Genomic DNA, 21,908 nt, shown 5'->3' on the forward strand with positions numbered 1-21,908 from the left:
AAGAAGTGAGCACCGCTGTAGTTTATGGGGACATCAGTCCGAATGTTGTAGATGGCTCGTCGATCTGGCTCATGTCAATAACCGAAACGCTTTCAAAGACATGCGATGAGGTCCATCTCCAGCTCAAAATGAAGCCGGATAACTATCGTCTCTTACAGTCCGTAGACAAGATTGAAAACGTCGTCCTACATCTTCCTCCGGACACCAGTTCTCCACTCAACGAGGAAGCCGCGGTTCCTGTCCTTGAATCGTTGGTCAACAGGGTCGGTGCTGACATCCTCGTTTCTCGAGGACTGAATTTGGCACACACATTAAGTCGCTCTTCGACCTTGGCGCCGATACTTTGGGCTTATATAACGGATCTTCCTTTCCCAATCACCAAGCTTTCTAAGACCAATGTGGGCCGTTTGCAAAGAATCTCGGCGAACTCTCGGAGAGTATTCGTACAAACTGAAGCGGCCCGAAGCTATCTAGAATCGATCGCTCCATTCGCGGCAGGGAAGACCTGCTTGATGCTCCCAATGGTACCGAGTGAGGCGTTTTCCAAGGAAAAGCGCGGGGAGAACTACGAACAGTCGGACAAGCTCCGCATTGTCTATGCGGGAAAGATGGCTAAGGACTGGAAGACACTCGAAATGCTGGAAATCCCCAAGCATCTCAGAAAGTTGGGAATCGAGTCAGAGCTATTAGTTGTCGGCGACAAGATAAATAGGGATAAGAGCGATCCTTCTTGGCACATCCAGATGAAAGAGGCGCTAGAGAAGGCAGCGGCAGATGCTGATAGCGGAGTTGAATGGTTAGGTGGTGTATCTCGGGATGAATCCATGGCAGCCATTTCGTCCGCCCATATTGGATTAGGTTGGCGGACAGCGGTACTAGATTCAAGCCTAGAGGTTTCCACAAAGGCGTTAGAATATTCTGCTCTTGGAACTCCTGCCTTAGTTAATTTTAACGATGACACCCGTGCTCTCTTCGGTAGCGATTATCCATTCTTTATTGATGCGCAAGCTACCGCAGTGGATGCTGCAAAGGTCATTGCTAAAACTGCAAACTCTATTGACCTAATGAGCCCAAAGGTTCGGGGCAAGGTAGCAAACTTTTCAATGGATTCAGCGGTAGAGCGTCTAACTGGCTACTTCGAAGCGGCCGGCATAGTCCGTTCTAGTAACCGTTCGGTGCCTATGGATGCGATTAAGGTCGTAATCGCTTCCCACGATTTCAAGTTCATGGGCGAATTAGTGGATGCGCTTGAGAAGGATCCTCGGTTCATACTCGAGAAGGACGTTTGGTCGTCTCTGCATCAGCATGACGAAGAACGCAGCCGAAACCTGGTCAATTGGGCGGACATTGTATTTTGCGAATGGTGTGGTCCGTCAGTCCGGTGGTATGCAGAGCATAAGCGACCAGGGCAGAGGCTAATTAGTCGTCTACATGGATTCGAACTTCGTGGCCCCGGCCCATGGATGAAGGAAATCGACTGGCAAGGCGTGGACGAATTGATTTTCGTTTCGCAGCATTACGAGGAAATGGCGCTGGAACGACTTCCACTGCAATCCACGGCTACTCGGGTAATTCCAAATGCAATTGATTTAGTGGACTTTGACCGGGAAAAGCTTTTTGGTGCTCAGTTCCATATTGGTCTGGTCGGCTACGTTCCCTTCTTAAAGCGACCAGATAGAGCTGTTTCATTCTTTGAAGAGCTATTGGAACACGACGACCGGTACGTCCTTCACATAAGAGGCAGGGCCCCTTGGGAATACCCTCACGAATGGAGTAAGCCGCTGCAGAAGCAGTTGTATCTAGATTTTTTCTCTTCTATTGCCTCGAACGAGCGACTACGGGATCACGTAGTGTTTGAAGATTTTGGGCCAGATATGGCGTCTTGGTTTAGGAAGATCGGCATTGTGTTGTCGCCAAGTGATGTGGAAAGTTTCCATCTTGCGCCTGCAGAAGGAATGGCCTCGCGTGCAGTCCCCATCGTGTGGGAGAGAGATGGGGCGAAGAACATTTTTGGTCCGTATGTAGATGGGGGTAGTGACCTCGCAATCGATCGCGTACTCGCCCTACGTGAACCGGAGACATTTGCAGAAGAGGGCCAAAAGGCACGTGAATACGCCTCCCGTTGGGGAGTTAAGAAAATTATTTCCGAATGGATCGATGCCTTGACTGGGCAAAATGTTGCTGTCAAGGAGTCTGAGCGTACGGAAACTATCTAGGAGCTAGGATGTCCATTTACCTTTTGGCGGTGCCTAAGAAGAAGCTTCGCTCTACCGTTTCTGACGACCTTGCAGAGCATAATTCCGAACTGCTACGTCGGTGCTTCCAGAAATACCGCAGTTTGGTCAGTGATCACTATCGGAGTGAAATAAAAGTTTCCACACCGGGACAGCATGGGACTGCATCTATAGGTGTGTGGAAAAGGACGAACGAGTCGAACCGCGTCGTCGCAAAGAAAGACTGGTGGGCGCATTCGAGCGGCCAGGATGTTTCCGAGCTCCTGTTCGAGAAGGTGTCCAGGCGTGGCGGCGAGGTTGTTTACACCGATCCTGTTTGGGGCAGCTATACGGCGATCTGGGGTGAGCGCTATCGCGATCGCGTCATACTATGGAACACAATTCCGGCTCTAGAAGCGGTACATTATGCGGAGACGGAAGATTATGTTTTCGCTAGCAACAGACCACTTCTTGCTGCAGTAGCAAGAGCAGAGGGAGAAGCTTCTCCAGTGGCATTGGAAACTGACTTTTTAGATCAGTATTTGATGTTTGGGTTTAACCTCGATGCCGTATCTCCGTTTGAAGGCGTATCTACGATTGCAGTGGACGAGGCACTCGAGGTTAATAGCGGAGAAGTAAAGATTATTCCTCGTCCCGCAGGTCTAATCGCTAATCTCCCTAACCTTCACTCTGAAGAGGAAGCAGCTGAAGCTCTCGCCGACGCGCTAAAGGCCTCTACGCAGAGAGCATTAGCGAACTTTTCGGGCAAGAACGTTCAAGTACGAATGAGTGGCGGTAAAGACAGCCGGCTATTGCTCGGACTAGTTAAGGACTCGGAGCAACCTGTCTATGGGGTAACCTTTGGCAAGCCGAATGATGAAGAGGTCCGAGTGGCACATAATTTGTGCCGAGCGGCTAAAAAGAACTTGGAAGTAACTGCACCATCCCCAGTTGATCGGTCAAGCTTGGCGGAAAAGGTTGATCGAACAATTCTCATGTCTGATGGCATCCCGGCATCTGAACCGCATACTTCTATTTATTATGGCTCCTCGCCGCGTGTTGCTGGTGACGCAATCATGCTGGGGCAGTGGCCACTAATGAAGGGCGGTCAGGCAAAGAAGCTGCACTATTCTGAGTCGGGCTTGCAAAACGCTTTGCGACGACAAGCCGGGTGGTTCGTAAACGAGGGGATCCGAGCGCAGTACGCTTACTTCCTTGAACAATGGCAGCGTGAAGTAGAGACATCTATCGATCTCGAGTACTTGTATCTCTTTGCCCGAAACTTTAGGTCGGGACGCTGGCTGCATGCACACATAAACCTTTACGAGCGTGATGCAGTCATTGCTTATCCAATCGCTGATGAAGAGGTAGCTGCGATTTCTGACGCTATGACGATGTCAGAGAAGGTTTCACAGCGTGTTCTCTTTAGGGCCTTAGAAATGATTTGGCCCGAAGCGAACCGCATTCCTTTGTCCAACGGCAATAAATGGCGGTTTGAGAGTGCTGGTCCGGCGGAGAATCTTGGAGAAGATTCCTTTGCCGAGCGATATGCCGAAGTTCCTGCTCACGAAAGCGATGAATTCTTACAGGTGGATCCTCGGCTTAAAGATTCAAAAGCGATAGAGTACACCAAGGTTGTGGCCGTTCAGATGGCCAGAGAATTGGTGGAATCTGCTAACTGGGATCTGCTCATTTCAAAGGTCACTCCCGAATTTGGGAAAATCTTGGAAGCGGCCGCGAACGGAGAACTTATCGTTCCCGAAAAGTCGTCTCAAAGAGAGATCGTGAAATTCATTTGGCGTTTGTACGTGGCTGATCGTTGGCTGCGGAAGGAATGGCTAGCGGCGAAAGATAGTTAGCCCAAGGCTGTAGGTCGGTGAACATGATGTGCTCATGCTCACCGACCTCACTTTTAGTCTTCGGTGGGAAATAGCTGCAGCTTTAGTTTGCAGAAGTCATGGCGAGAGGAAAGCATTTGCTTTTCTTTCAATGAGAAGGTCTCTTCTGTGCCTTTTGCAAACTTGTGCTGGGCGTAGTACGAGTCCAGATAGCGCGCGATGGGGTTTATAGATTCCCCGTAAGTGGGGTAGATAAAGGAGGTCGCGTGAGGGAAAGAGTTGACTTCCAAAACTCGTGGCATGTCGTCTTTCAAACTACGCACCATGATATCGACGCCGCCAGTGTATAGACCCGGAATCGCGGCAACTGCTCGAACAGCGGTGTCCCTAATTTCCTCTGAAATGATATCGGTGATATTTGCAGTTTCAGCACCGAAAGAAATATTAGAGATTGCGCTGAGGAGAACGCGTTCTCCTGCTTCGGGAATATCTGAGAAAGACAATGAATTGGAGCGCATGAACGCTTCCATGTTCGCGTTTCGGCGAAGAAGTCGCTTGCTTCGTGCGCGGTCCTTCTGACGCTCGTCATTTTTAAGCGCCATCAGTTCTTCGATGTTGTGGGTTCCGTCGCCGGTAACGTAGGCAGGGATTCGGATGATTGAACCGAAAAACTCTCCCTCCACAACGGTGACGCGCAATTCAAAGCCGTCAACCATTTCTTGGACAATTACCGAGGGCTCTCGCTTTCGTTCCTTTTGCATCTCCACGCATTCGTGGAAGCGCTCTTTGAAGTCCTGTTCAGTAACGTTAAGAAAAACTCCGAGACCTTGGGAGAAGCTTGGTGCTTTGACCACGACTTCTCTCCGGCCTTGAGCAAAAGCGGTGTCGAAGGCGTCGTCAGCCTCGTCCGGTCCAAAAACCTGGTACCAAGGAACATTAATGCCAGCGGTGTGCAGGATTTTTTGTGTTTTTACTTTGTTCTGGCAGATTCGTCCAGCTGTCTTAGTGCAGGTAGGTACGTTCCAAGGAGTAACTACTCCGATGGGATCATCTGCAGAATCCTTTAGAGTGATATACGGACGGTTCTTTTTCGAGCGGTCAATATGGAAGTTGCGCCCCGAGCGGCGGACAGTCCGAATCCACGCGTTGTGTATGCCCGTGGTGTAACCATCTTGCCAATAATTTTGTTCAAGGCTGGGCAGAGAATCCAGAATATGGTTTAGGTGCTCGGTACGCATGTAGTTCCAATCATCTGAGCCAGGAGTGGGTTGCTTATCGCACAGATTTTAGCAACGAGGTCAGGCTGACAAGTTAGTTCGCCTTGGTTCTCACTATTAAGCCCGAGGCGGTGCAGAGATTTAGCGGAGTTACGCCGACCCAGCAACGCCTAGAGCCTTAACTAGTGCCTAAGAGTAGAGCAGCTGTGTTCGCTCGATCTGGTCGACAATATAACTAGCCGCATTAACAGGCTCGCCGTAGCTTACATAGTGGTGGATGTCGAAGAAAGGCTGCGTATTGATCTCTAGAACTGTGATGTCGGCGTCAGGCTGCAAGGAAGAGGTGAAAATGTCTACTCCCACTGTTCCCGTCCCTGGGAAGGCCCGAGCAGCGCGCTCTGCAACCGCGATGTGTTGACGAGAAATTTTATCGATGACATTAAGCGTGAAGCCGCCGCCACCTACGGAGGATATTGGATTTAGAACGACTACTTCGCCGTGCTCGGGCACTTGCTCGAGTGTCCAAGGGCTTTCGGCTAGCCAATCTTCATCTATGTTTATCTCCGTAGATTTTAGGTAAGCATCGGCAAGTCGGCGTTGGAGCTCGAGATCCACCAGTTCTTGAACCGTATGCTTCCCGTCACCTACTACAAATGCGTTTAGCCTAGAGCAAGCAACGCGTACACGGCCACCGATGACTAAGACGCGTATATCGAAACCAGCGAAGTATTCTTCGATTACAATTTCATCGCCGTAGCCGCTGTCAGCTGCTTTAGACCAAGCCTTTTCAAAGGTCTCGGTATCTTTGATATTGAGAGACACGCCGCGCCCTCGGGTGCCGCCATTCGGCTTAACTACGACAGGGCGATCTTGCGCCTTAAAATATTCGAGGGCCTCAGCTTTAGTGGCTGAATTGAACTTCTGGCCGTTAGGCGTCGGCACGTTATTGGCTTGAAGAGTCAATTTTGTGGCCTGTTTGTCGTTGGAAACCCTTCTAGCGAACATGCTCTGGGTAGATGGGCCGTGATAAACGGTTCCTCCCACCGTTTTACCGTTATTCAAAAATATCCATGTGCCGTCTTTGACTTTTTGGGTCTCCCAGCCGCGGGACCTCGCTTCGCCCAGCATAAGTTTTGTGCGGGACTTAATCCGGTCATAAGTATTGATTGGCAGCTTTGGTTTCAAAATTTCGTCATTTACCAAAGCAATTAGGTTTCTAGGATCGTAGCTCACGTAGGCATAGTACATTTAAGATTCTCGCTTTTGTACCGACTAACTCACTAAAACTTATTCACTAGTTCGCCCCATCGATGACCCCTTCAAAATCTCCGCAACACGTCCGACGTAAATAGTGGCAGTTCCTTGAACTTTCATAAGATGCTGTCTCTAATGTGGTGGGTTTCTATGGGGCCTGACCCCCGGAAAGTAGACACGTCGGGGGTTAGCTATGCTGCTTGGGTCAGTGTAGCTGATGTGAGCGCTTCGAAGTCATCGGGAGCTAGAAGGTTGCACCAGTAGTGCCGTCTGCGGGTGTTGTAGCGCATGCACCATCGGAAGACTTCTTGGCGGCAGACGATGGGATTGTCAAAGACTTTCCGATCACGCAGGACTTCACGCTTTAAGGTGGTGTTAAATGATTCTGCCAGGGCATTATCGGCACTCGTTCCCACTGCTCCCATGGATTCGCGCACGCCAAGCTGGGCGCAGTGGTCCCTAACAGCCTGTGAGGTGTACACACTGCCATGATCAGAATGGAAAATTGCCCCTTTAAGGCTTCCGCGGACTTTCCTGGCATGAGATAAAGCTTCGATAACCAGCGATACCCGCATGTGATCTGCGAGCGCATAACCTGCAAGTTTCCGCGAGTAAGTGTCAATAACTGTGGCCAAATACATGTTCTTGCCGCCCTTACACGGCAGGTAGGTGATATCGCCTACGTAAACGTGATTCGGCCTGTCAGCTGTGAATCTGCGGCCTACTAGATCTGGCATGACTCGACGTCCAGGCTTGCGCCTGATGGTGATACACCGACGCCGCTTAGTAAAGCCTTTCAGCCTCATGGATTTCATGATGCGTGCGACCTTCTTGTGATTGATCGGAGGAAAGTCCGTATCGTCGTTGAGGTTTGCAGCAATGCGTTTTGCACCATAAAGCCCGAGCTCATCATCGAAGATGGTCTTGATTCGTGCACCAATAAGAGCATCAGAACACATCTTTAACCTGCGTTCTTCGCGAGTGTTGGCCCATTTGTAGAACGAGGAGCGATTGAGCTTTAACACCTGGCACATCCGCTTAACCGAGTATTCGGTTCGGTGGTCATAGACAAACTGGAAGCGGATTACCAGCGTGTCTCTTCGGCAAAATATTTCGCGGCCTTGCGTAGGACGTCGCGTTCTTCGCGCAGCTTCGAGACTTCTTTTTCTAGCTGGCGGATCCGTTCAGAAGCAGTCGTCTCCTGGGCCTTGTCGCGCATGGTCTTCGTGCGGGCACGTTTGCCAGTGCCGTACTGCTTAAGCCAGGAATAAAGTGAGGAGCGATTGATTCCTAGCTCTGCTGCAGCCGTGTGAAGTGAGAGGTCCTCATTGTTTTCGTAGAGGGCCACAGCATCACGTTTGAACTGTTCGGAATACCTAGGCATGGTGGTAGATTACCTTTCTTCCCAACCCAACCGGGCTGGATATCAGGTGTCTACCAAACAGGGGTCAGGTTCGGAGCACAACGTATAAAAATACCCACGCGGCGCGCATGATGGCGCCGTGTGGGTTGGGGAAGAGGACTAGAAATTAGTCCTGTGCAACACCGACGTTGACTTCGATGTTGCCGCGGGTGGCCTTGGAATAAGGGCACATCTGGTGGGCGGCGTCGGCAAGCTCCTGTGCCTTGGCGTCCTCAACGCCTGGGATGGTGACCTCGAGGTCAACGCCGAGGAAGAAGCCCTCGTCGTTCTTGCCCAGCTTAACGCGGGCGCCGACGGAGGAATTCTCCACGTCAACACCCTTGTCCTTGGCCACTGCCTTGAGTGCGGAGTGGTAGCAGGCGGCGTAACCGGCAGCGAAAAGCTGCTCCGGGTTAGCGCCCTCACCGCTGCCGCCCATTTCCTTTGGGGCGGTCATGGTGAAGTCCAGATCGGAATCCTTGACTACGGCGCGGCCGTCGCGGCCTGCTCCGGTGGACAGTGCTTCGGTGGTGTATACGGCGTCCATAATGACTCCTTTTCTATCGGGTCTTTGTACGTCCGCCGATTGTACGCAAGAATTCTAGTCCTCGACGACGTTGACGGTGACCTCAATATTGCCCCGGGTGGCATTGGAGTAGGGGCAGACCTGGTGGGCGGCGTCGGCAAGCTGCTGGGCTGTGGCCTTGTCTTGAGCTGGGATGGAAACCTCCAGGTCCACTGCGAGCTGGAAGCCTTCGCCCTGCTTTCCGATGCCCACTCGTGCACCCACCGCAGAGTCACCCAACTCGACCTTCTGGTTGCGGGCCACGGCCTGCAGAGCGGAGTGGAAGCAAGCGGCGTAGCCGGCGGCAAAAAGCTGCTCTGGGTTGGCGCCTTCGCCACTGCCTCCCATTTCCTTCGGGATGGCCAGGGTGAAGTCGAGGTCAGAGTCCTTGACTGTGGCGTGGCCGTTGCGGCCTGCTCCGGTGGCTAGTGCCTCGGTGGTGTACATGGCGTCCATGATTGCTCCTTTCGATTTTACAATCCGGTTTTAATATCCACTTTTGATTGTACACAATTAAATTGCGGACAATATTTTCTTGGCGTCTATACTTTTGGCTATGAATGACGCGCCCACTGATTACCTTTCTCTCGATAGTCAGCTGTGCTTCTCGATTTACCGTGCGAGTAGGGCGGTAGTGCGTTCCTATCGGCCACTCCTCGATGAGCTGGGGCTGACCTACCCCCAGTACTTGGTCATGTTGGTGCTGTGGGAGGCCGACGAACCGGTGCCACTTAAATTCATTGATTCCCGCCTCGGTCTGGATAGCGGCACGCTTACCCCGCTGCTTAAGCGCCTAGAAAAGCAGGGGTTTGTGGAGCGGCGCCGTGATCCCGCCGACGAGCGCCGCACCCTCGCTAGCCTCACCGCCGACGGCGACGCCCTGCGCTCCCGCGCCGAGTGCATCCCCGAAGCAATGGCCGAGGCTTATGAGAAGTTGGGCCTCGACCTAGTGGAATTTAAAGAGTCTCTCGATGTCCTTGCCGCTACTCCCGTCGACGTGGAGCTACCGTGGCCGTCCGAAGAAGACTTTGTGAGGTAGGGGGGCTTAGTTCGTCGTGGCCACGCGCCTGGACCATATGCTTTTGTCGGCGGTTTCGAATGAGGCGCGAACTGTTTTGTCTCCGGGCCTTTCGCACGTGAGAACTCGCTGGTCGCTGCCCATGCGGCAGTCAAGGTCATAGGATTGCTTGGTCACCGGGCTGCTGGCGGAGACATCCGCGTGGTATACCGATGTCACCGTGGGATCTGGGGAGCGCAGAGTGTAGCTGGCCTGCATCGCGGCATCAAAGACCGCGGCGGCGAATTCGCAGGAGGTCGCATCGCCGGCGTCGATGGAATCGCCCGACGATGATGTGCCACAGTAGCCGCCAATCTGGCCTACATGGATGTTGTGTTTGCCGCCGGCCGGTGGTGTGGGCTGCTCTGGGGCTGCCTCTTTGGTGACCGTTTCGGTGCGACGTTGCTTCGTTTCCTTCTCCGGGCTGGTTTCTTCTGCATTTTCACCAGCCGGGGAGTTGCTATCTTGCGCGGTGGAGAAGGCTGGCTCTTCTGCTGGGGTGGAATCAGAGTTGGAGTCTGAACCGGAGCCGCAGGCGCTCAGCACAAGACCGGTAGCGAGGAGCACGGACGCGAGAGGGAGAATGGAAGGGCGTTGCATAGGGATACTGTAGCGCCCTTCGGGGTGTGGCGCGCGGCTAATGGTCTATACGAGCGGGTGGAACTGGCGCACCTTCGGGTGGCAGAACCTTCGGGTACTTTGTGGCTGTGCTGGCGGAAGTGGGTGCGCCGGTTGCACCGCTGGTTGCGGCGGCATCGGCGTTGCTGGTGGGGGAAGGGCGGTGGGGAGTGGGGTCCCAGTGGACGTCGACAAGCTTGCGCTGGCACACCCACCCCAAGGCCAGAATGGCCAGCGCAATGAAGGCAATGAAGACGAGGCCCAGGGCGCCATCGGCGTGAATGGACCAGCCCAGCAGCAGGCCGAGCCAGCCAAAGTCAGCGTCGCCGAAAGTGGTATTCGCGGAGCCGAAGGAACCAAGGACACCGAGGAGGAATGCCGGCAGGAAAGTAATGATGAGGCCGTTGACAAAAGCACCGAGCGCGGCACCACGGCGGCCGCCGGTGGCATTGCCATAAACGCCTGCTGCACCGCCGGTGAAGAAGTGCGGCACCAAACCGGGCAGAATCAGCGCAATGCCAAAGGCTGGATTGAGCCAGGTAGACAGGACGGCGAGGCCGACAAGTCCGCCGAGGAAGGAAGAAATGAATCCGATGAGCACTGCGTTCTGGGCATAAGGAAAGACGATGGGGGCATCCAGTGCAGGGATCGCGCCGGGCACCACCTTGGCTGCGATGCCCTGGAAAGCAGGCACGAGCTCGCCCAGGATGGTGCGGACGCCAAACAGGATGACGGCCACGGCTACGCCAAACTGGAGTCCTTGGGTCACGGACTGCATCAAGAAATTGCTCACATTAGTGGCGCCATCTGGAAAGGCCGTGAAGGCTTCCTCGGAACCGGCGCGAGCAATGAAGAGCACGGCGAGGACCACGTACATCAGCGCCATGGATAGCGCGGTTGCCACCATGGAATCGCGCAAGAAGCGCAGGCCTTCCGGCAATTTCAGGTCCTCAGTGGAGGGCGACATTTTCTTACCCTTGCCGCCCACCAGCTTGCCGACGCCGCCCGCAGCCAAATACCCCGCAGTGCCAAAATGTCCGATGGCCACGGAGTCATCGCCGGTAATGCGGCGGGTAAATGGGTGCGCGATGGCGGGGAGCGAAACCATAAGAATGCCAAGGAGCGCTGCTCCGAAGGCGATGACAATCCACGAGGAATACCCGGCTGGTGCAAGCACCATGGTGAGAAGAGTCGCCATGAAGAGAACATGGTGACCGGTAAGAAACACGTAGCTCATTGGCGTAAAGCGGGCGAGCAGCAGCGAAACCACAAAGCCTAAGATCATGATCCAAGCGACTTGGCTGCCGAACTGATCCTGCGCAATGCCTACGATGGCTTCATTGGTCGGAACCACGCCTTGGGCGCCCGTGGCGCCGGTAATCATGGCCCCCAGCGGCTCTAAAGAATCGGTGACTAGGCCTGCACCAGCGCCGATAAGGAGAAAGCCGAGCGTGGCCTTGATGGCGCCGCCAATGGTTTTGCCGGTACCGCGGCCCATCGCTGCCAAACCCACCGCAGTGATGATGCCGATGAGAAACGCTGGCACGGAGAGAATTTCATTTACCAGGAAGTTCGCTATAGCAAGAAGAAAGTCCATGAGGATGCTCCTTAGATGTCATAGAGCTCGCGCAGAGCCCCATCGATTTCAGGCATAGAGGTGAAGTCTTGGATGACGTAGACGGGGACTCCGACATCGCCAAGCGTTGCGGCAATTTCGCCGGAGGTGAGCAAGAAATCCGCCTCGCCTGCGCGGCCCTTGGCAGAGATGGTGTCTGTAGCTTCCACGGTGAGGTAAGGACCCCAACCCCACTCATCGAGCACCTGCTCGAGGGTGTTTTTGAGGAACAATGACGTACCTAGCCCGTTGCCGCATACCGTGAGAATTTTTCCTTTGGAGGCAACAGAATCGGCGGCCGTTTGCTTCGCTGGTTGCGCCTTTGGCCCCGACGTTGCTGTGGAAGCTGCGCGTTTCTTACTCGACGTCGATGCCGTGAGGACTGCGCGGAGCCCCTCTTCAGATTCTGCGCTATCAAGCTCGTCGCGTTTGGTGGCTAGCAGCTTTGCGAGCTGTTTCATCGCCTGCAGATGCTCGGAGTCACTCCGTGCGGCAAACGCTACGACGAGGTCTACAGGGTCATTGGAATCATGCCCGAATTCCACCGGCTTATCCAGGCGCACCCACGACAGTGAGGTTTCTTTTACCGCCTCCGAAGGGCGCGCGTGCGCAAAAGCGAAACCGGGAGCCACGACAATATATGGGCCCGTTTCTTCCACGGAGTGCACCATTGCTTCCGTGTAGTCTGCGGTTATCGTGCCAGCTTCTTCAAGCAGCGATCCCGCAAGATGGATAGCTGCTCGCCAGTCCTTGGCGGTGCCGTGCAAGTCCACGGCACCGGGCACCAAGAGGGAATCTAGTGTCGTCATATGTATCTCCCATCACAAATGCTGTGACATCAAGGTCAATGTCACTCTTGATTTTATGCCGTGGAGAAACGGGAGGTAAATGCAGGGGTAACGTTTGCACTGGGGGAGTTGCAACCGCTCAAGGGGCGGTCGAATTGGCTCTATCGGTCTTTAGCGTGGTCGCAATGCAAAGGGGACCGTGTGTTCTCGGAAAGGCCGGACCTGGAAATGGACCTGTGCTAAGGGGAAGGGAAATGAGAAATCCCCGCTGGCGCGGGGAGAAACACAGCTAAAGTGCTGCTTTGCGCACTACAACAGGCCCCTCCCATTGGATACAGGAGGGGCCTGGCTACGCCTGTCAAGTACTGCCTGCCTCAGTGAGAAATGGGCTCGATTTCCTTTGGGCGTTGTATCTCGGCGGGCTTCGCTTCCTGTATCGGCTAGAACGGGAGATTTAAGCGCGTTGTATACGGGCAGTTAATTGAGCTCGAAAGTTTGGCGTCCGATTTCATCTTGGCTGAAGGACTTAGTTGCAACAAGGTCCACAGGGGTAGTTAGATCATCGAGCTCGTAGGCTATGGTTCCAGCGACAGTGCCTCCCTTTTTAATCTGCTCAAGCTGAGTATCGTCAGTTTCAGGATCAATATAGGAACCGAGGTCGAGCTCGTTTACTTTATTCGGATCATTGTCTTGGATGGCGGTGAAGTACACGACAAAGTCGGTGGTGGTTAGAGTTTCATCCGTTTTATTGGTTACGTCATAGTTAAAGACGAGAAGTGGCTTTTCACCTATTTCATTACCAGGCTCACCGGGCTTGATAACACGGTGATCGGTTATTTCGAACTTGGCGGCTGGAACATCCAGGACTCCATTTTTAAAGGTTTGGCCAAAATCCGTGCTCTTTAGCTCTCTAATGGTTGTCGGATCATCCTTCACTTTCTTCATGTGTGTGGTGAATTCCTTATCTTCAATCGCGACCTTGAAAGTTAAGGCGTCGTCATCGATAGAGAAATCTTTCTTGTCGGACGAAGCAGCCATCCACTCAGAGGCAGTGGCAACGGTATCGCGGTTTGAAGTAACGGTCTCGCCGGATGCAGCGGCTTGAGCGTCAAAGGTGCCAATCCAGTAGATCATACGATTTTCGCCGTTGTCCATGACCCATTCGATGGTGATGACGTCGTCGGTGATGCTGGCCTCCATCCAGCCATCTTCAGAAGCGCTGTCCTCTTGCTTCCACGTCCCAATTACGGACTTCGCATCGGTCTGTGCATCGGACGCGGAATTACTGGAGTCGCTCGTCTTTGAGCTGTCACTACCGCTATCCGAGCAGGAGGTAAGCGTGAGAGCAGAGACGAGAATGAGAGAAGAGAGTAGTTTGCGCATAATTAACTTCTACCCGCAGGGGGTAGGAAGCGTACAAATACTCAATAGCGAAGGGGGCAAATTGGTCTTTGGCCGCTCTTTGACTAATCTTTTCAGGGCAGAGAGTCGCCCAAGTGGGCGTGCGATCTGCGTGGGGCTATAGCTCAGTCGGTTAGAGCTACGGACTCATAATCCGTTGGTCGCGGGTTCGAGCCCCGCTGGCCCCACGGTGATAGGGAGGCGTCGGCAAGCAGTGCCGTCGCCTCCTTGTACTTATCTGCGCATATGGGTGTGCTGATTGCGCAAGGGCGGGCGGTGAAGTCTAATAACTATATGGTTGAAGTAGATCCGCTCATTGAAGCTCTCTACCGCTGGTCCGATATCAGTGGTGTGCTGCTGATGGGAATTATCGGTGGCACTATGGCGCGCAAGCGCGGCTACGATATCATCGGCTTTTTCTTCATTGCTATGTTCTCGTCGCTAGGCGGCGGCATGGTGCGCGACGTGCTCATTAACCGCGGCACCGTCGCGGCAATGAGCCAGCCGGAATACCTCTACTTGGCCTTTACCGGTGCGCTGATTGCTCGCTTTGTTTACTTCAAAGGCAAGACCTGGGATTATCTGCAGGCGCATGGCGACGCCGTCGTTTCCGGCCTGTGGGCCGCCACCGGCGCGGTGAAGGCTATTACCTACGGCCTGCCGCTTATTCCATGCATCATGATGGGCGTGTTTACCGCCACGGGCGGATCGATGATTCGTGACATCGTGATGGGGCGCGAGCCGAGCGTCTTTGGTGATAACCAGCCAACAGTCATTCCGGCCGTGGCTTGTGCGATTATTGTGCTGGTAGGCCACCATTTCGACATGATGGCAGTGGGCATGATCATTGGGCCTTTGGTCTCCATCTTCTTGGCGCTGCTGGGCATTTGGGCGGGGTGGCGTGTGCCGGCCTACCAGGATTGGGCACCTATTAATGACACCGCCGCACAGGTGAAGGTGCTGGCGAAAAAGGCCGAGAATAAAAGCCGTGCAGTGGGGCGTCGCCTAGAGCCGCACCGCCTACGTTCTTGGCGCCACCGCCAGATGGAGGCCGCGCTGCAGCGGCGCATTGAAAAGGAGGTGCGCTCCGGCAAGCGGCGCAAAGAAGCTGCGGCGGAGGCCAGCGAGTTTATGGAGTCCTTCGAATCCGAAGTGGATCAGCTCAGCGCAGTGGTAGCTGAAGGCGAGGACACGGACTTCGGCGTGGACCTCACCGGTGATTCCTACACCGAGGAGGAACAGGTCTCCCACGAGGAATCCCAACGCCTCCTGGATGCCATTTTGGAAGATGACAAGCTTACGGATGAACTCATTGATCGCCTCATGAAGCGCTATGACTCCCGCGACTAGCCCGCGGTTCTTTAGCGCGGCGGCTTAGCGCCCAACCGCGCCGCAAACCTGCGGGTCCGTGATATAGCCTTGCTCGCAGCCATATTAGGTTTGGATTTCTCCGGAGCTCTTATTCCGGTTGCCGTTGGCATCGTTGCCATAGCCACACAGGTAGGCAGGACACTCTGCGCTCGGCCCATTGGGCGCTTGTACTGGCGGTTGAGCGTTTGATTCCTTGCACAACGCGGCAAACTCCACCCAAGTGCCGTCCGCGCATTTATACTGCGCGGTGTTTTCCTGCGGCCTGCGGCTGGTTTTCGGTAGCCGGTTGCACGGCTTCCTGATTTTCTGTTTGCGGTTCGGCGTGCTGCGCGGTCTCTGTAGTTGCTTCTTTGGTGGTCGTTTCTTCTGTGGATGTTTCCTCGGTGCTGGATTCTGTAGGGCTCGTTTCATTGGCCGTTTCCGTAACGGTTTCTTTCACCGTGGAAATGGTGGTGGCGGTCTCGTCGCTGCCGCCGCAACCGGTGGCAAAAAGGGCTAGGGAAAAGAAGGGAATAAGGAATGATTTCTTCATGCCCCATACCGTAGCTAAACAAGGCGGCGGGTGCCGGAGTCTGTGCAGGGCATAGGGGGAAACGGGCTGTGCGAGGGGGGAGTGTTTGCATGGTGGCTGGCAGTGAACTGGCATCCAGTTTTCAGCTCCGCCACCTACGGTAGAGGCATGAACCTGAAGTATTACTTCTACGAGCTGTGGAGCATCTTCGTTGACCACGGCTTACCGCTTATCGCGCTGCTGCTCATAGGCATTTTGATCCCACGCATCGGCAGGCTGGCGATCCGCATCATAGAGCGCCGCCTCGATGAAGATGAAGAATCCACCAAGGCGCGCCTGGCGCTGACCGGTGCGCTGGTCTACATCGTGCAGGCCATCGCGTACTTCCTCATCATTTGGGCGGCGCTGACCAATATCGGTGTTCCTGCGGTAGGCGCGGCGGTGCCGGCGACGATAGTTTCGGCCGCCGTGGGTTTTGGCGCCCAGTCCATCATTGCGGATTTCCTCTCCGGCTTTTTCATCCTGTCAGAAAAACAATTTGGCGTAGGCGATTACGTCAGCTTCGATGGCGTAACCGATGTGGAAGGCACCGTGGTGATGCTGACTTTGCGCACCACCAAGGTGCGCACTCCCACCGGCGAGCTCGTCACCGTGCCCAATAGTTCTGCCGGGGCGGTAACAAACTATTCCCAGGAATGGTCGCGCGCCGTGGTCAACTTCGACGTACCCGTGCAAGAAGGAGAGACCCTGCCAGAGATTACCCGCCGAGTGCGCACCATTTCTGAGCAAGCCATCCAAGAGCCGTCCATCGCCGTGGATGTCAACGGCGAGCTCGAGGTGCTGCCAGCCACGCAGCTGGTTGCCCCGCAGGCCGCCGGCCAATCGTGGCACGTGACCTACCGCGTACTGGTCACCGTTAACCCGGCCCGCCAATGGGCGGTGGAACGCGCCATTCGCTCGGCGCTGCTCTCGGAGTTCTGGGATCACTACAATGTGGCCGATCTCGATGAACTGCAGCGCCCGCTGACCCCACCGCAGGGAAATACCGCGGCTCAAGAATCCGTGAAAGACGCTTCCACCGCAGGGGAGGGCTCCCACCCTGAGACGAAGGTGGAGCGCAGTGCCGCCACCGCGGACGCTGAGGTGGATGGCCCGGCTAGTGACGGCCCCGGAAAACCCGCGCTGTCTGATGCGGACGACCAAGAACCAGAGCCCTCCCAGGGCATCTGGCGTGGCTTGGAGGCCAATAGCAAGTTCCAAAAGATCGCCACATTCGGCGGCCGAGTCCGCGCCTCCACCACGGGCCTTGTCCTCGCGCTGTTTGTCGTCGGTGCCTTGGCCTTGGCCTCGAGCAATCCCGAAAATGCGGACGCGGGCTGGCTCTCGCCCGAGCACTGGCGCGATAGCGGCAAGGAAACCTCCTCCTCACAGCTTTCCGACGCCCCCTCAAACCAACCCACCCCAGCAACCACCGAGACCGGTACACAGTCCGAACCAACGGAAGATAGTGCCGCTCCCACGGAAACCGACTACCCACAGGGCACTAATGACACTGGCGTGACTGATACGCCTGCCGGCGGCAGGCAGGGAACAGGCGCTACTGGTAATGCCTCCCCGGCTCCGAGCGCTGCCAATGGTGCAGGCAATGCGGGGACAGATTCCGGGACCGGCGCCGGCACTGCGCCCACTGCGGGAGGTGACGCCGGCGACGGCGCCCAAGCTTCCGGAACGGCCGGTAGCGCAGGCACAGAGATTCCGGCAGAGCCTCGTCAGTAGGATGTGCCCCCCATTTCGACCATTGCTTCCTATTGTGGTTGGCAAAGTCGGCATAAACGCTCATGTCATTGTTATTGACGTGCAGAAATGATCTTGTGTGGCAAAGGGGAAATAGTGCGAGCTAGCTGCGCGTTGCACCTAGCATGACTTCACTATTTGAACCTCTGGAACTTGGCCGATACACGATAGATAATCGCGTGACCATGGCGGCGCTGACCCGCCAGCGCGCAGGCGAAAGCGGTGTGCCTACCGAGCTGCACCAGAAGTACTACTCGCAGCGTGCCACGGCCGGGCTGGTTGTCACGGAGGGAACCTTCCCGGCGTGGACCAACCGCGCATTCCCAGGCCAGGCAGGCATTGCCACCGAGGAGCAGGCAGAAGGCTGGCGTGCGGTAGCAGACCGAGTCCACGAGGCCGGCGGCACCTTGTTCATGCAGATCATGCATGGTGGCCGCACCAGCCACCCAGATCTGATTGACGGTGCAGATCCAGAGGCCCCGAGCTCCTTCGATTGGGGCGGAACCGTGCGTGGCTTTTCCGGCAAAATGGATGCGCCGGTCCCGCGGGAGCTGAAGAAGGAAGAGCTGCCGCGCATCGTGGAGGAATTCCGCCAGGGTGCGCGCCGGGCTATCGATGCCGGCGTTGACGGCGTGGAAATCCACGGCGCGAATGGCTACCTGCTGCACGAGTTTATGGCGGCCTCGTCCAATAAGCGCGAGGATGAATTCGGCGGCAGCCCGGAAAATCGCTGGCGCCTGCCGGAGATGGTCATCCGCGCCGTGGCGGAGGAAATCGGTGCCGACCGCGTCGGTGTGCGGTTCTCGCCGGCGCACAATGTGCAGGGTGTTATCGAGGATGACCAGGACGACATGCTGGCCACCTACGGCGGACTGCTCGATGCCCTGGCGCCGCTGAACCTGGCTTATGTGTCGCTGCTACACGGCGAGCCGGAAAGCGAGCTTATCGCCACGCTGGCGCAAAAGGCCCGCGCAAATGGCGTGACCAAGGTGCTGATGAATGATGGCTTCCCCACGGTGACTTCCAAGGAAGATGCGCAACGTGAAATCGAGCTGGACTACGTGGATGCCGCAGTGGTGGGCCGCCAGCTCATCGCCAACCCGGACCTAGTGCGCCGCTGGCGTGAGGGCTTGGAGCTCAACGAGCCGGACCAGGATACGTTCTACCTGGGCGGCGAGCGTGGCTACATTGATTATGAATATGCCGCGGACTAGGGAAAAATCCGCGGCATAAAGGGGGGCCGAGAGGCATCAGAGTGATAGGTAGTGAAATTCCCCAGAGAGGGTCTTTCACTATGCCTATCGAAGGTGTACTACCCGTTCGTTAACACCAAGTGCCTGTCATGTGACAGAACTTACAACTACTTGGTATAGCCCTTGCCTGGGCGCCAGGTCATGGTCACAGCCTCGCGCACCGGGGACTTAGCGGACAGCAGGTTATCCACACGCAGCCAGTGCATTTCTGCGGAATCCGGGCGCACGGTTACAAAGCTATAGCCGTGGTGGTCCAAGTCCACGTGGCGGGTGTGCGGGTTGGCACCTAGCAGGTAACGCTCGGCAAGCTTGGAAAGCTCGTTGCCTTCCGGCAGCTTGAGCTGCTCGTTGACATTGGGCGCAGAAACGGAGGCGCAGACCAGCTCGGCGCCAAAGATGCGGCCATCCTTGCTGATATTATGCGCCCACTCGGAATGGATATCGCCGGTGACAAAGAGGGTGTGGGCATCGTGCTTGGAAAGGGCGTCGATAAGCAGGCGGCGCTCTGCAGAGTAGCCATCCCACTGGTCGCCATTGACCGGAATGCCGGTGATATTGGAAGACAGCGAGGAAGAAACCGGCTTGGTCTTGTCATCCTTTTGCAGGGTAGCCAGGTTCATGGGGGAGAACATGACGGAATTGCCCAGCATATTCCACTTCGCAGAAGAGGTCTCAATCTTATTGAGCAGCCAATTATATTGCTCGGATCCGAGCATCGTGCGGCCTTCTGCGGCCATCTTGTGCGGGCCAAAGCGCACCTGCTCATCGCGGTAGGTGCGCAGGTCCATCATGGTTAGTTCCACCAGGTCACCAAAAGTCAGGCTGCGGTAGAGGTGGCCCTGCTCGGAAGGATTGGTTGCGCGCACCGGCATCCACTCGAAGTAGGCCTGCATTGCGGCCTTGCGGCGGTCGAGGAAGGCGCCCTCCTTGCCCTCGGTGTGGTTTTCGGCGCCCTCGCGCCAGTTATCGTTGGCCACCTCGTGGTCATCCCACACCACAACCCACGGCAGTGCCCCGTGTGCGGCTTGCAGGTTTTCATCGGTGCGGTAGCGGCCGAAGCGAATCCGGTAATCCTCTAACGAGATAATCTCGTGCGCAGGGTGGTGCAGGCGCACCGGGCCATTACCGGCGTACTCGCGCTGCGGGTATTCGTAGATATAGTCGCCCAAGAAGATCATATAATCCAGCTGGTCGGCGCGGCCGCGCTGGGCAATATCGCCATAGGCGTTAAAGAAGCCGGACTCCCAGTTTGCACAGCTAGCCACACCGAAGGTGAGCTCTTCTGGGGAGGCGCTCAGCGCCGGGGCGGTCTTGGTACGGCCAATGGGCGAGTACTTATCCTGCGCCTTAAAGCGGTAAAAGTACACGGTCTCCGGCTCTAGGCCGTGCGGATCCACGTGCACGGTGTGGTCCTGGTTGGCGTCGGTGGTCACTTCGCCCTGCTTGACGACGTCCCCGAACCCCTCATCCTTGGCAATTTCCCACTCCACCCGGGTGGCCTCGCCCAGGCCGGATCCCGGCATGGCATCGGCATCCGGGGTTACGCGGGTCCACAAAATGACCGAATCCGGAATAGGATCGCCCGAGGCAACGCCGTGGAGGAAGGGGCGCTCGCCCAGTTGGGGCTCTACCATGTGCTGCTCCACGCGCGGGGAGAGGCTGCTTTGGGCATTGGCAGAGTTGGCGGCGGCGGTGGACAAAGCGATGGCGGCGCCGGCGGTGCCGGTGGTTTGCAGGAAGCGGCGGCGATTGACGTTTCCGCGGGCAGAAGCGGACTGATTCTGAGAATTACTAGGCATGATTTAAAGCTTCGTCATGTTTGCCGCCTGTGCAAGCGATCCTAGGCCAATTACATAAAGAGTTCTTTTTGTCTTAACTGGCGGTTAACTTCCTTGCCCCTCGCCCGGCCCTAGAGTGCGGGCCTTGGGCGGGCTTGGCTCAGTAGGCTGGAGGGCATGAGTGAATTTAGCCAGATCAGCCAATGGCCCGCGGATACGGTGGCCGGTGCTTTGCTGCACCGCGGCGAGGTCATAGAAACGGTAGGAGATACCGCCCGCGAGTTTCCAGTGGCATCGGTGACCAAGCTGGTTGCGGCCTATGGCGTGATGCTTGCCGTGGAAGAAGGCGCGGTGGAATTGGGGCAGCCGGCCGGTCCGGAGGGCTCGACCCTGGAACACCTGCTTGCACACGCCTCTGGCATTTCCTTTGACTCCCGAGAGCCGCAGAAGCCGGTAGGCGAACGCCGCATCTATTCCTCGGCCGGTTATGAGTGGGCCGCAGATACCGTGGCCGATGCCACGGGCATGGACTTTGCCGAGTACCTACGCGAGGGTGTACTTACCCCGTCGGGCATGGATTCCACTCGTCTCGAAGGTTCGGCCGGTCACGGCTTGGTCTCCACGGTGAAAGATTTGGCGGCCTTTGCTGCGGAAGTCCAGGATCCGCAGCTGCTGCACCCATCCACCGTGGCCGATATGCGCCGCGTCCATTTTGGTGGCCTGCGCGGCATTGTCCCGGGCTACGGCAATTTTAAAGATTGTACCTGGGGCCTTGGTTTTGAAATCCACGGCGACAAAGAACACTGGATGGGCGCCCTGCCTGCCGACGCCGTCGGTCACTTTGGCATGTCCGGCACCTACCTCTGGGTGGCCGGCGAGTATGCCATGGTGGCGCTCACGGACCGTGACTTTGGCGAATGGTGCAAGCCACTCTGGCACGATACGAATACCTCCATCTGGAACGCCTTGTAGGCGTCCGGACTCGGCGGAGCTAGCGCCTCCAGTGCGCTAGCGCGTGTCTATAACCTTTTATCGGGGAAGCGGCACGGTGGAAGGCTCCCCCGCAGGGTGGGAAAATCGAGGATTTTTGTGCGGTAGGAGCCATAAAACTTGGGATCGCGGCGTGCCTGTAACTAGCCGCTGTTGGAGGTAAGTCAAATAGGGTTTTCGCGCCCATGAGCAGGCCGTCTGGTGGAGAATATAGAACAAGCCTAGGAAGTTTACAGAAAAGGC

General features: G+C 56.0%; 18 protein-coding genes and 1 tRNA gene. 8 read left to right on the top strand and 11 right to left on the bottom strand.

Annotated elements, in window-relative coordinates:
• Window positions 1-5: 5 nt before the first annotated feature.
• Both RAE07_RS00725 and RAE07_RS00730 read left to right on the top strand, forming a co-directional pair.
• Entirely contained in the window at window positions 6-2,216 is a 2,211-nt protein-coding gene (locus tag RAE07_RS00725; protein ID WP_317001114.1) for a glycosyltransferase, read from the top strand.
• 8 nt (window positions 2,217-2,224) lie between these two features.
• A complete protein-coding gene (locus RAE07_RS00730; RefSeq protein WP_200288813.1) occupies window positions 2,225-4,072 on the top strand; it encodes a hypothetical protein in 1,848 nt (615 codons plus the stop codon).
• 53 nt (window positions 4,073-4,125) lie between these two features.
• Here the strand turns inward: RAE07_RS00730 and RAE07_RS00735 are convergent, their stop codons facing one another.
• The 5 genes from RAE07_RS00735 to RAE07_RS00755 form a co-directional block, all read right to left on the bottom strand.
• Window positions 4,126-5,289 carry a hypothetical protein gene (locus RAE07_RS00735; RefSeq protein WP_200288814.1) on the bottom strand — a complete coding sequence of 388 codons (1,164 nt, stop codon included), beginning with the start codon at window positions 5,287-5,289 and terminating at the stop codon, window positions 4,126-4,128.
• 168 nt (window positions 5,290-5,457) lie between these two features.
• Window positions 5,458-6,501 carry an ATP-grasp domain-containing protein gene (locus tag RAE07_RS00740; protein ID WP_200288815.1) on the bottom strand — a complete coding sequence of 348 codons (1,044 nt, stop codon included), beginning with the start codon at window positions 6,499-6,501 and terminating at the stop codon, window positions 5,458-5,460.
• 212 nt (window positions 6,502-6,713) lie between these two features.
• A protein-coding gene (locus RAE07_RS00745) for an IS3 family transposase (RefSeq protein WP_375545482.1) occupies window positions 6,714-7,906 on the bottom strand; the annotation gives its coding sequence in 2 pieces (ribosomal slippage) (window positions 6,714-7,624 and window positions 7,624-7,906; 1,194 coding nt in all).
• A gap of 145 nt (window positions 7,907-8,051) precedes the next feature.
• Window positions 8,052-8,471, bottom strand: coding sequence for an organic hydroperoxide resistance protein (locus RAE07_RS00750; protein WP_049358550.1), 420 nt, complete (start codon window positions 8,469-8,471; stop codon window positions 8,052-8,054).
• A 54-nt stretch (window positions 8,472-8,525) separates the two neighbouring features.
• The gene (locus RAE07_RS00755) at window positions 8,526-8,945 is read right to left on the bottom strand and encodes an organic hydroperoxide resistance protein (RefSeq protein ID WP_086587329.1); all 420 of its coding nucleotides are present in this window, start codon (window positions 8,943-8,945) and stop codon (window positions 8,526-8,528) included.
• A gap of 100 nt (window positions 8,946-9,045) precedes the next feature.
• Between RAE07_RS00755 and RAE07_RS00760 the strand changes: the two genes are divergently transcribed.
• The gene (locus RAE07_RS00760) at window positions 9,046-9,528 is read left to right on the top strand and encodes a MarR family winged helix-turn-helix transcriptional regulator (protein WP_034655444.1); all 483 of its coding nucleotides are present in this window, start codon (window positions 9,046-9,048) and stop codon (window positions 9,526-9,528) included.
• 6 nt (window positions 9,529-9,534) lie between these two features.
• Here the strand turns inward: RAE07_RS00760 and RAE07_RS00765 are convergent, their stop codons facing one another.
• From RAE07_RS00765 to RAE07_RS00780, 4 genes are all read right to left on the bottom strand, one after another.
• A complete protein-coding gene (locus RAE07_RS00765) occupies window positions 9,535-10,146 on the bottom strand; it encodes a hypothetical protein (RefSeq protein WP_239207487.1) in 612 nt (203 codons plus the stop codon).
• A gap of 37 nt (window positions 10,147-10,183) precedes the next feature.
• Window positions 10,184-11,761 (bottom strand): PTS ascorbate transporter subunit IIC, encoded by a 1,578-nt coding sequence (ulaA, locus tag RAE07_RS00770; RefSeq protein WP_239207488.1) that lies wholly within the window; start codon window positions 11,759-11,761, stop codon window positions 10,184-10,186.
• Between the two features lie 11 nt (window positions 11,762-11,772).
• Complete coding sequence (locus tag RAE07_RS00775) at window positions 11,773-12,588, bottom strand: PTS sugar transporter subunit IIAB (protein ID WP_239207489.1); 816 nt, start codon at window positions 12,586-12,588, stop codon at window positions 11,773-11,775.
• A 456-nt stretch (window positions 12,589-13,044) separates the two neighbouring features.
• Window positions 13,045-13,950: a DUF5067 domain-containing protein gene (locus tag RAE07_RS00780; RefSeq protein WP_284835812.1), complete on the bottom strand. Its 906-nt coding sequence runs from the start codon at window positions 13,948-13,950 to the stop codon at window positions 13,045-13,047.
• 132 nt (window positions 13,951-14,082) lie between these two features.
• Here RAE07_RS00780 and RAE07_RS00785 point away from each other — a divergent pair.
• Both RAE07_RS00785 and RAE07_RS00790 read left to right on the top strand, forming a co-directional pair.
• Window positions 14,083-14,156: transfer RNA gene (locus RAE07_RS00785), tRNA-Ile, on the top strand.
• Between the two features lie 106 nt (window positions 14,157-14,262).
• Window positions 14,263-15,318: a trimeric intracellular cation channel family protein gene (locus RAE07_RS00790; RefSeq protein WP_317001117.1), complete on the top strand. Its 1,056-nt coding sequence runs from the start codon at window positions 14,263-14,265 to the stop codon at window positions 15,316-15,318.
• Window positions 15,319-15,574: 256 nt separating this feature from the next.
• Here the strand turns inward: RAE07_RS00790 and RAE07_RS00795 are convergent, their stop codons facing one another.
• Window positions 15,575-15,871, bottom strand: coding sequence for a hypothetical protein (locus tag RAE07_RS00795; protein ID WP_317001118.1), 297 nt, complete (start codon window positions 15,869-15,871; stop codon window positions 15,575-15,577).
• A 147-nt stretch (window positions 15,872-16,018) separates the two neighbouring features.
• Between RAE07_RS00795 and RAE07_RS00800 the strand changes: the two genes are divergently transcribed.
• Both RAE07_RS00800 and RAE07_RS00805 read left to right on the top strand, forming a co-directional pair.
• A complete protein-coding gene (locus tag RAE07_RS00800) occupies window positions 16,019-17,626 on the top strand; it encodes a mechanosensitive ion channel domain-containing protein (RefSeq protein WP_248099843.1) in 1,608 nt (535 codons plus the stop codon).
• 143 nt (window positions 17,627-17,769) lie between these two features.
• Complete coding sequence (locus RAE07_RS00805; protein ID WP_248099845.1) at window positions 17,770-18,858, top strand: alkene reductase; 1,089 nt, start codon at window positions 17,770-17,772, stop codon at window positions 18,856-18,858.
• A 146-nt stretch (window positions 18,859-19,004) separates the two neighbouring features.
• On the opposite strand, the gene RAE07_RS00810 is transcribed toward RAE07_RS00805, so the two are convergent.
• Window positions 19,005-20,696: an alkaline phosphatase D family protein gene (locus RAE07_RS00810; RefSeq protein WP_200288827.1), complete on the bottom strand. Its 1,692-nt coding sequence runs from the start codon at window positions 20,694-20,696 to the stop codon at window positions 19,005-19,007.
• Between the two features lie 156 nt (window positions 20,697-20,852).
• Between RAE07_RS00810 and RAE07_RS00815 the strand changes: the two genes are divergently transcribed.
• Window positions 20,853-21,647, top strand: a complete 795-nt coding sequence (locus tag RAE07_RS00815; RefSeq protein WP_023021124.1) for a serine hydrolase domain-containing protein — start codon at window positions 20,853-20,855, stop codon at window positions 21,645-21,647.
• Window positions 21,648-21,908 lie beyond the last annotated feature (261 nt).

Source organism: Corynebacterium nasorum (assembly GCF_032821635.1).
Taxonomy (GTDB): Bacteria; Actinomycetota; Actinomycetes; order Mycobacteriales; family Mycobacteriaceae; genus Corynebacterium; species Corynebacterium kefirresidentii.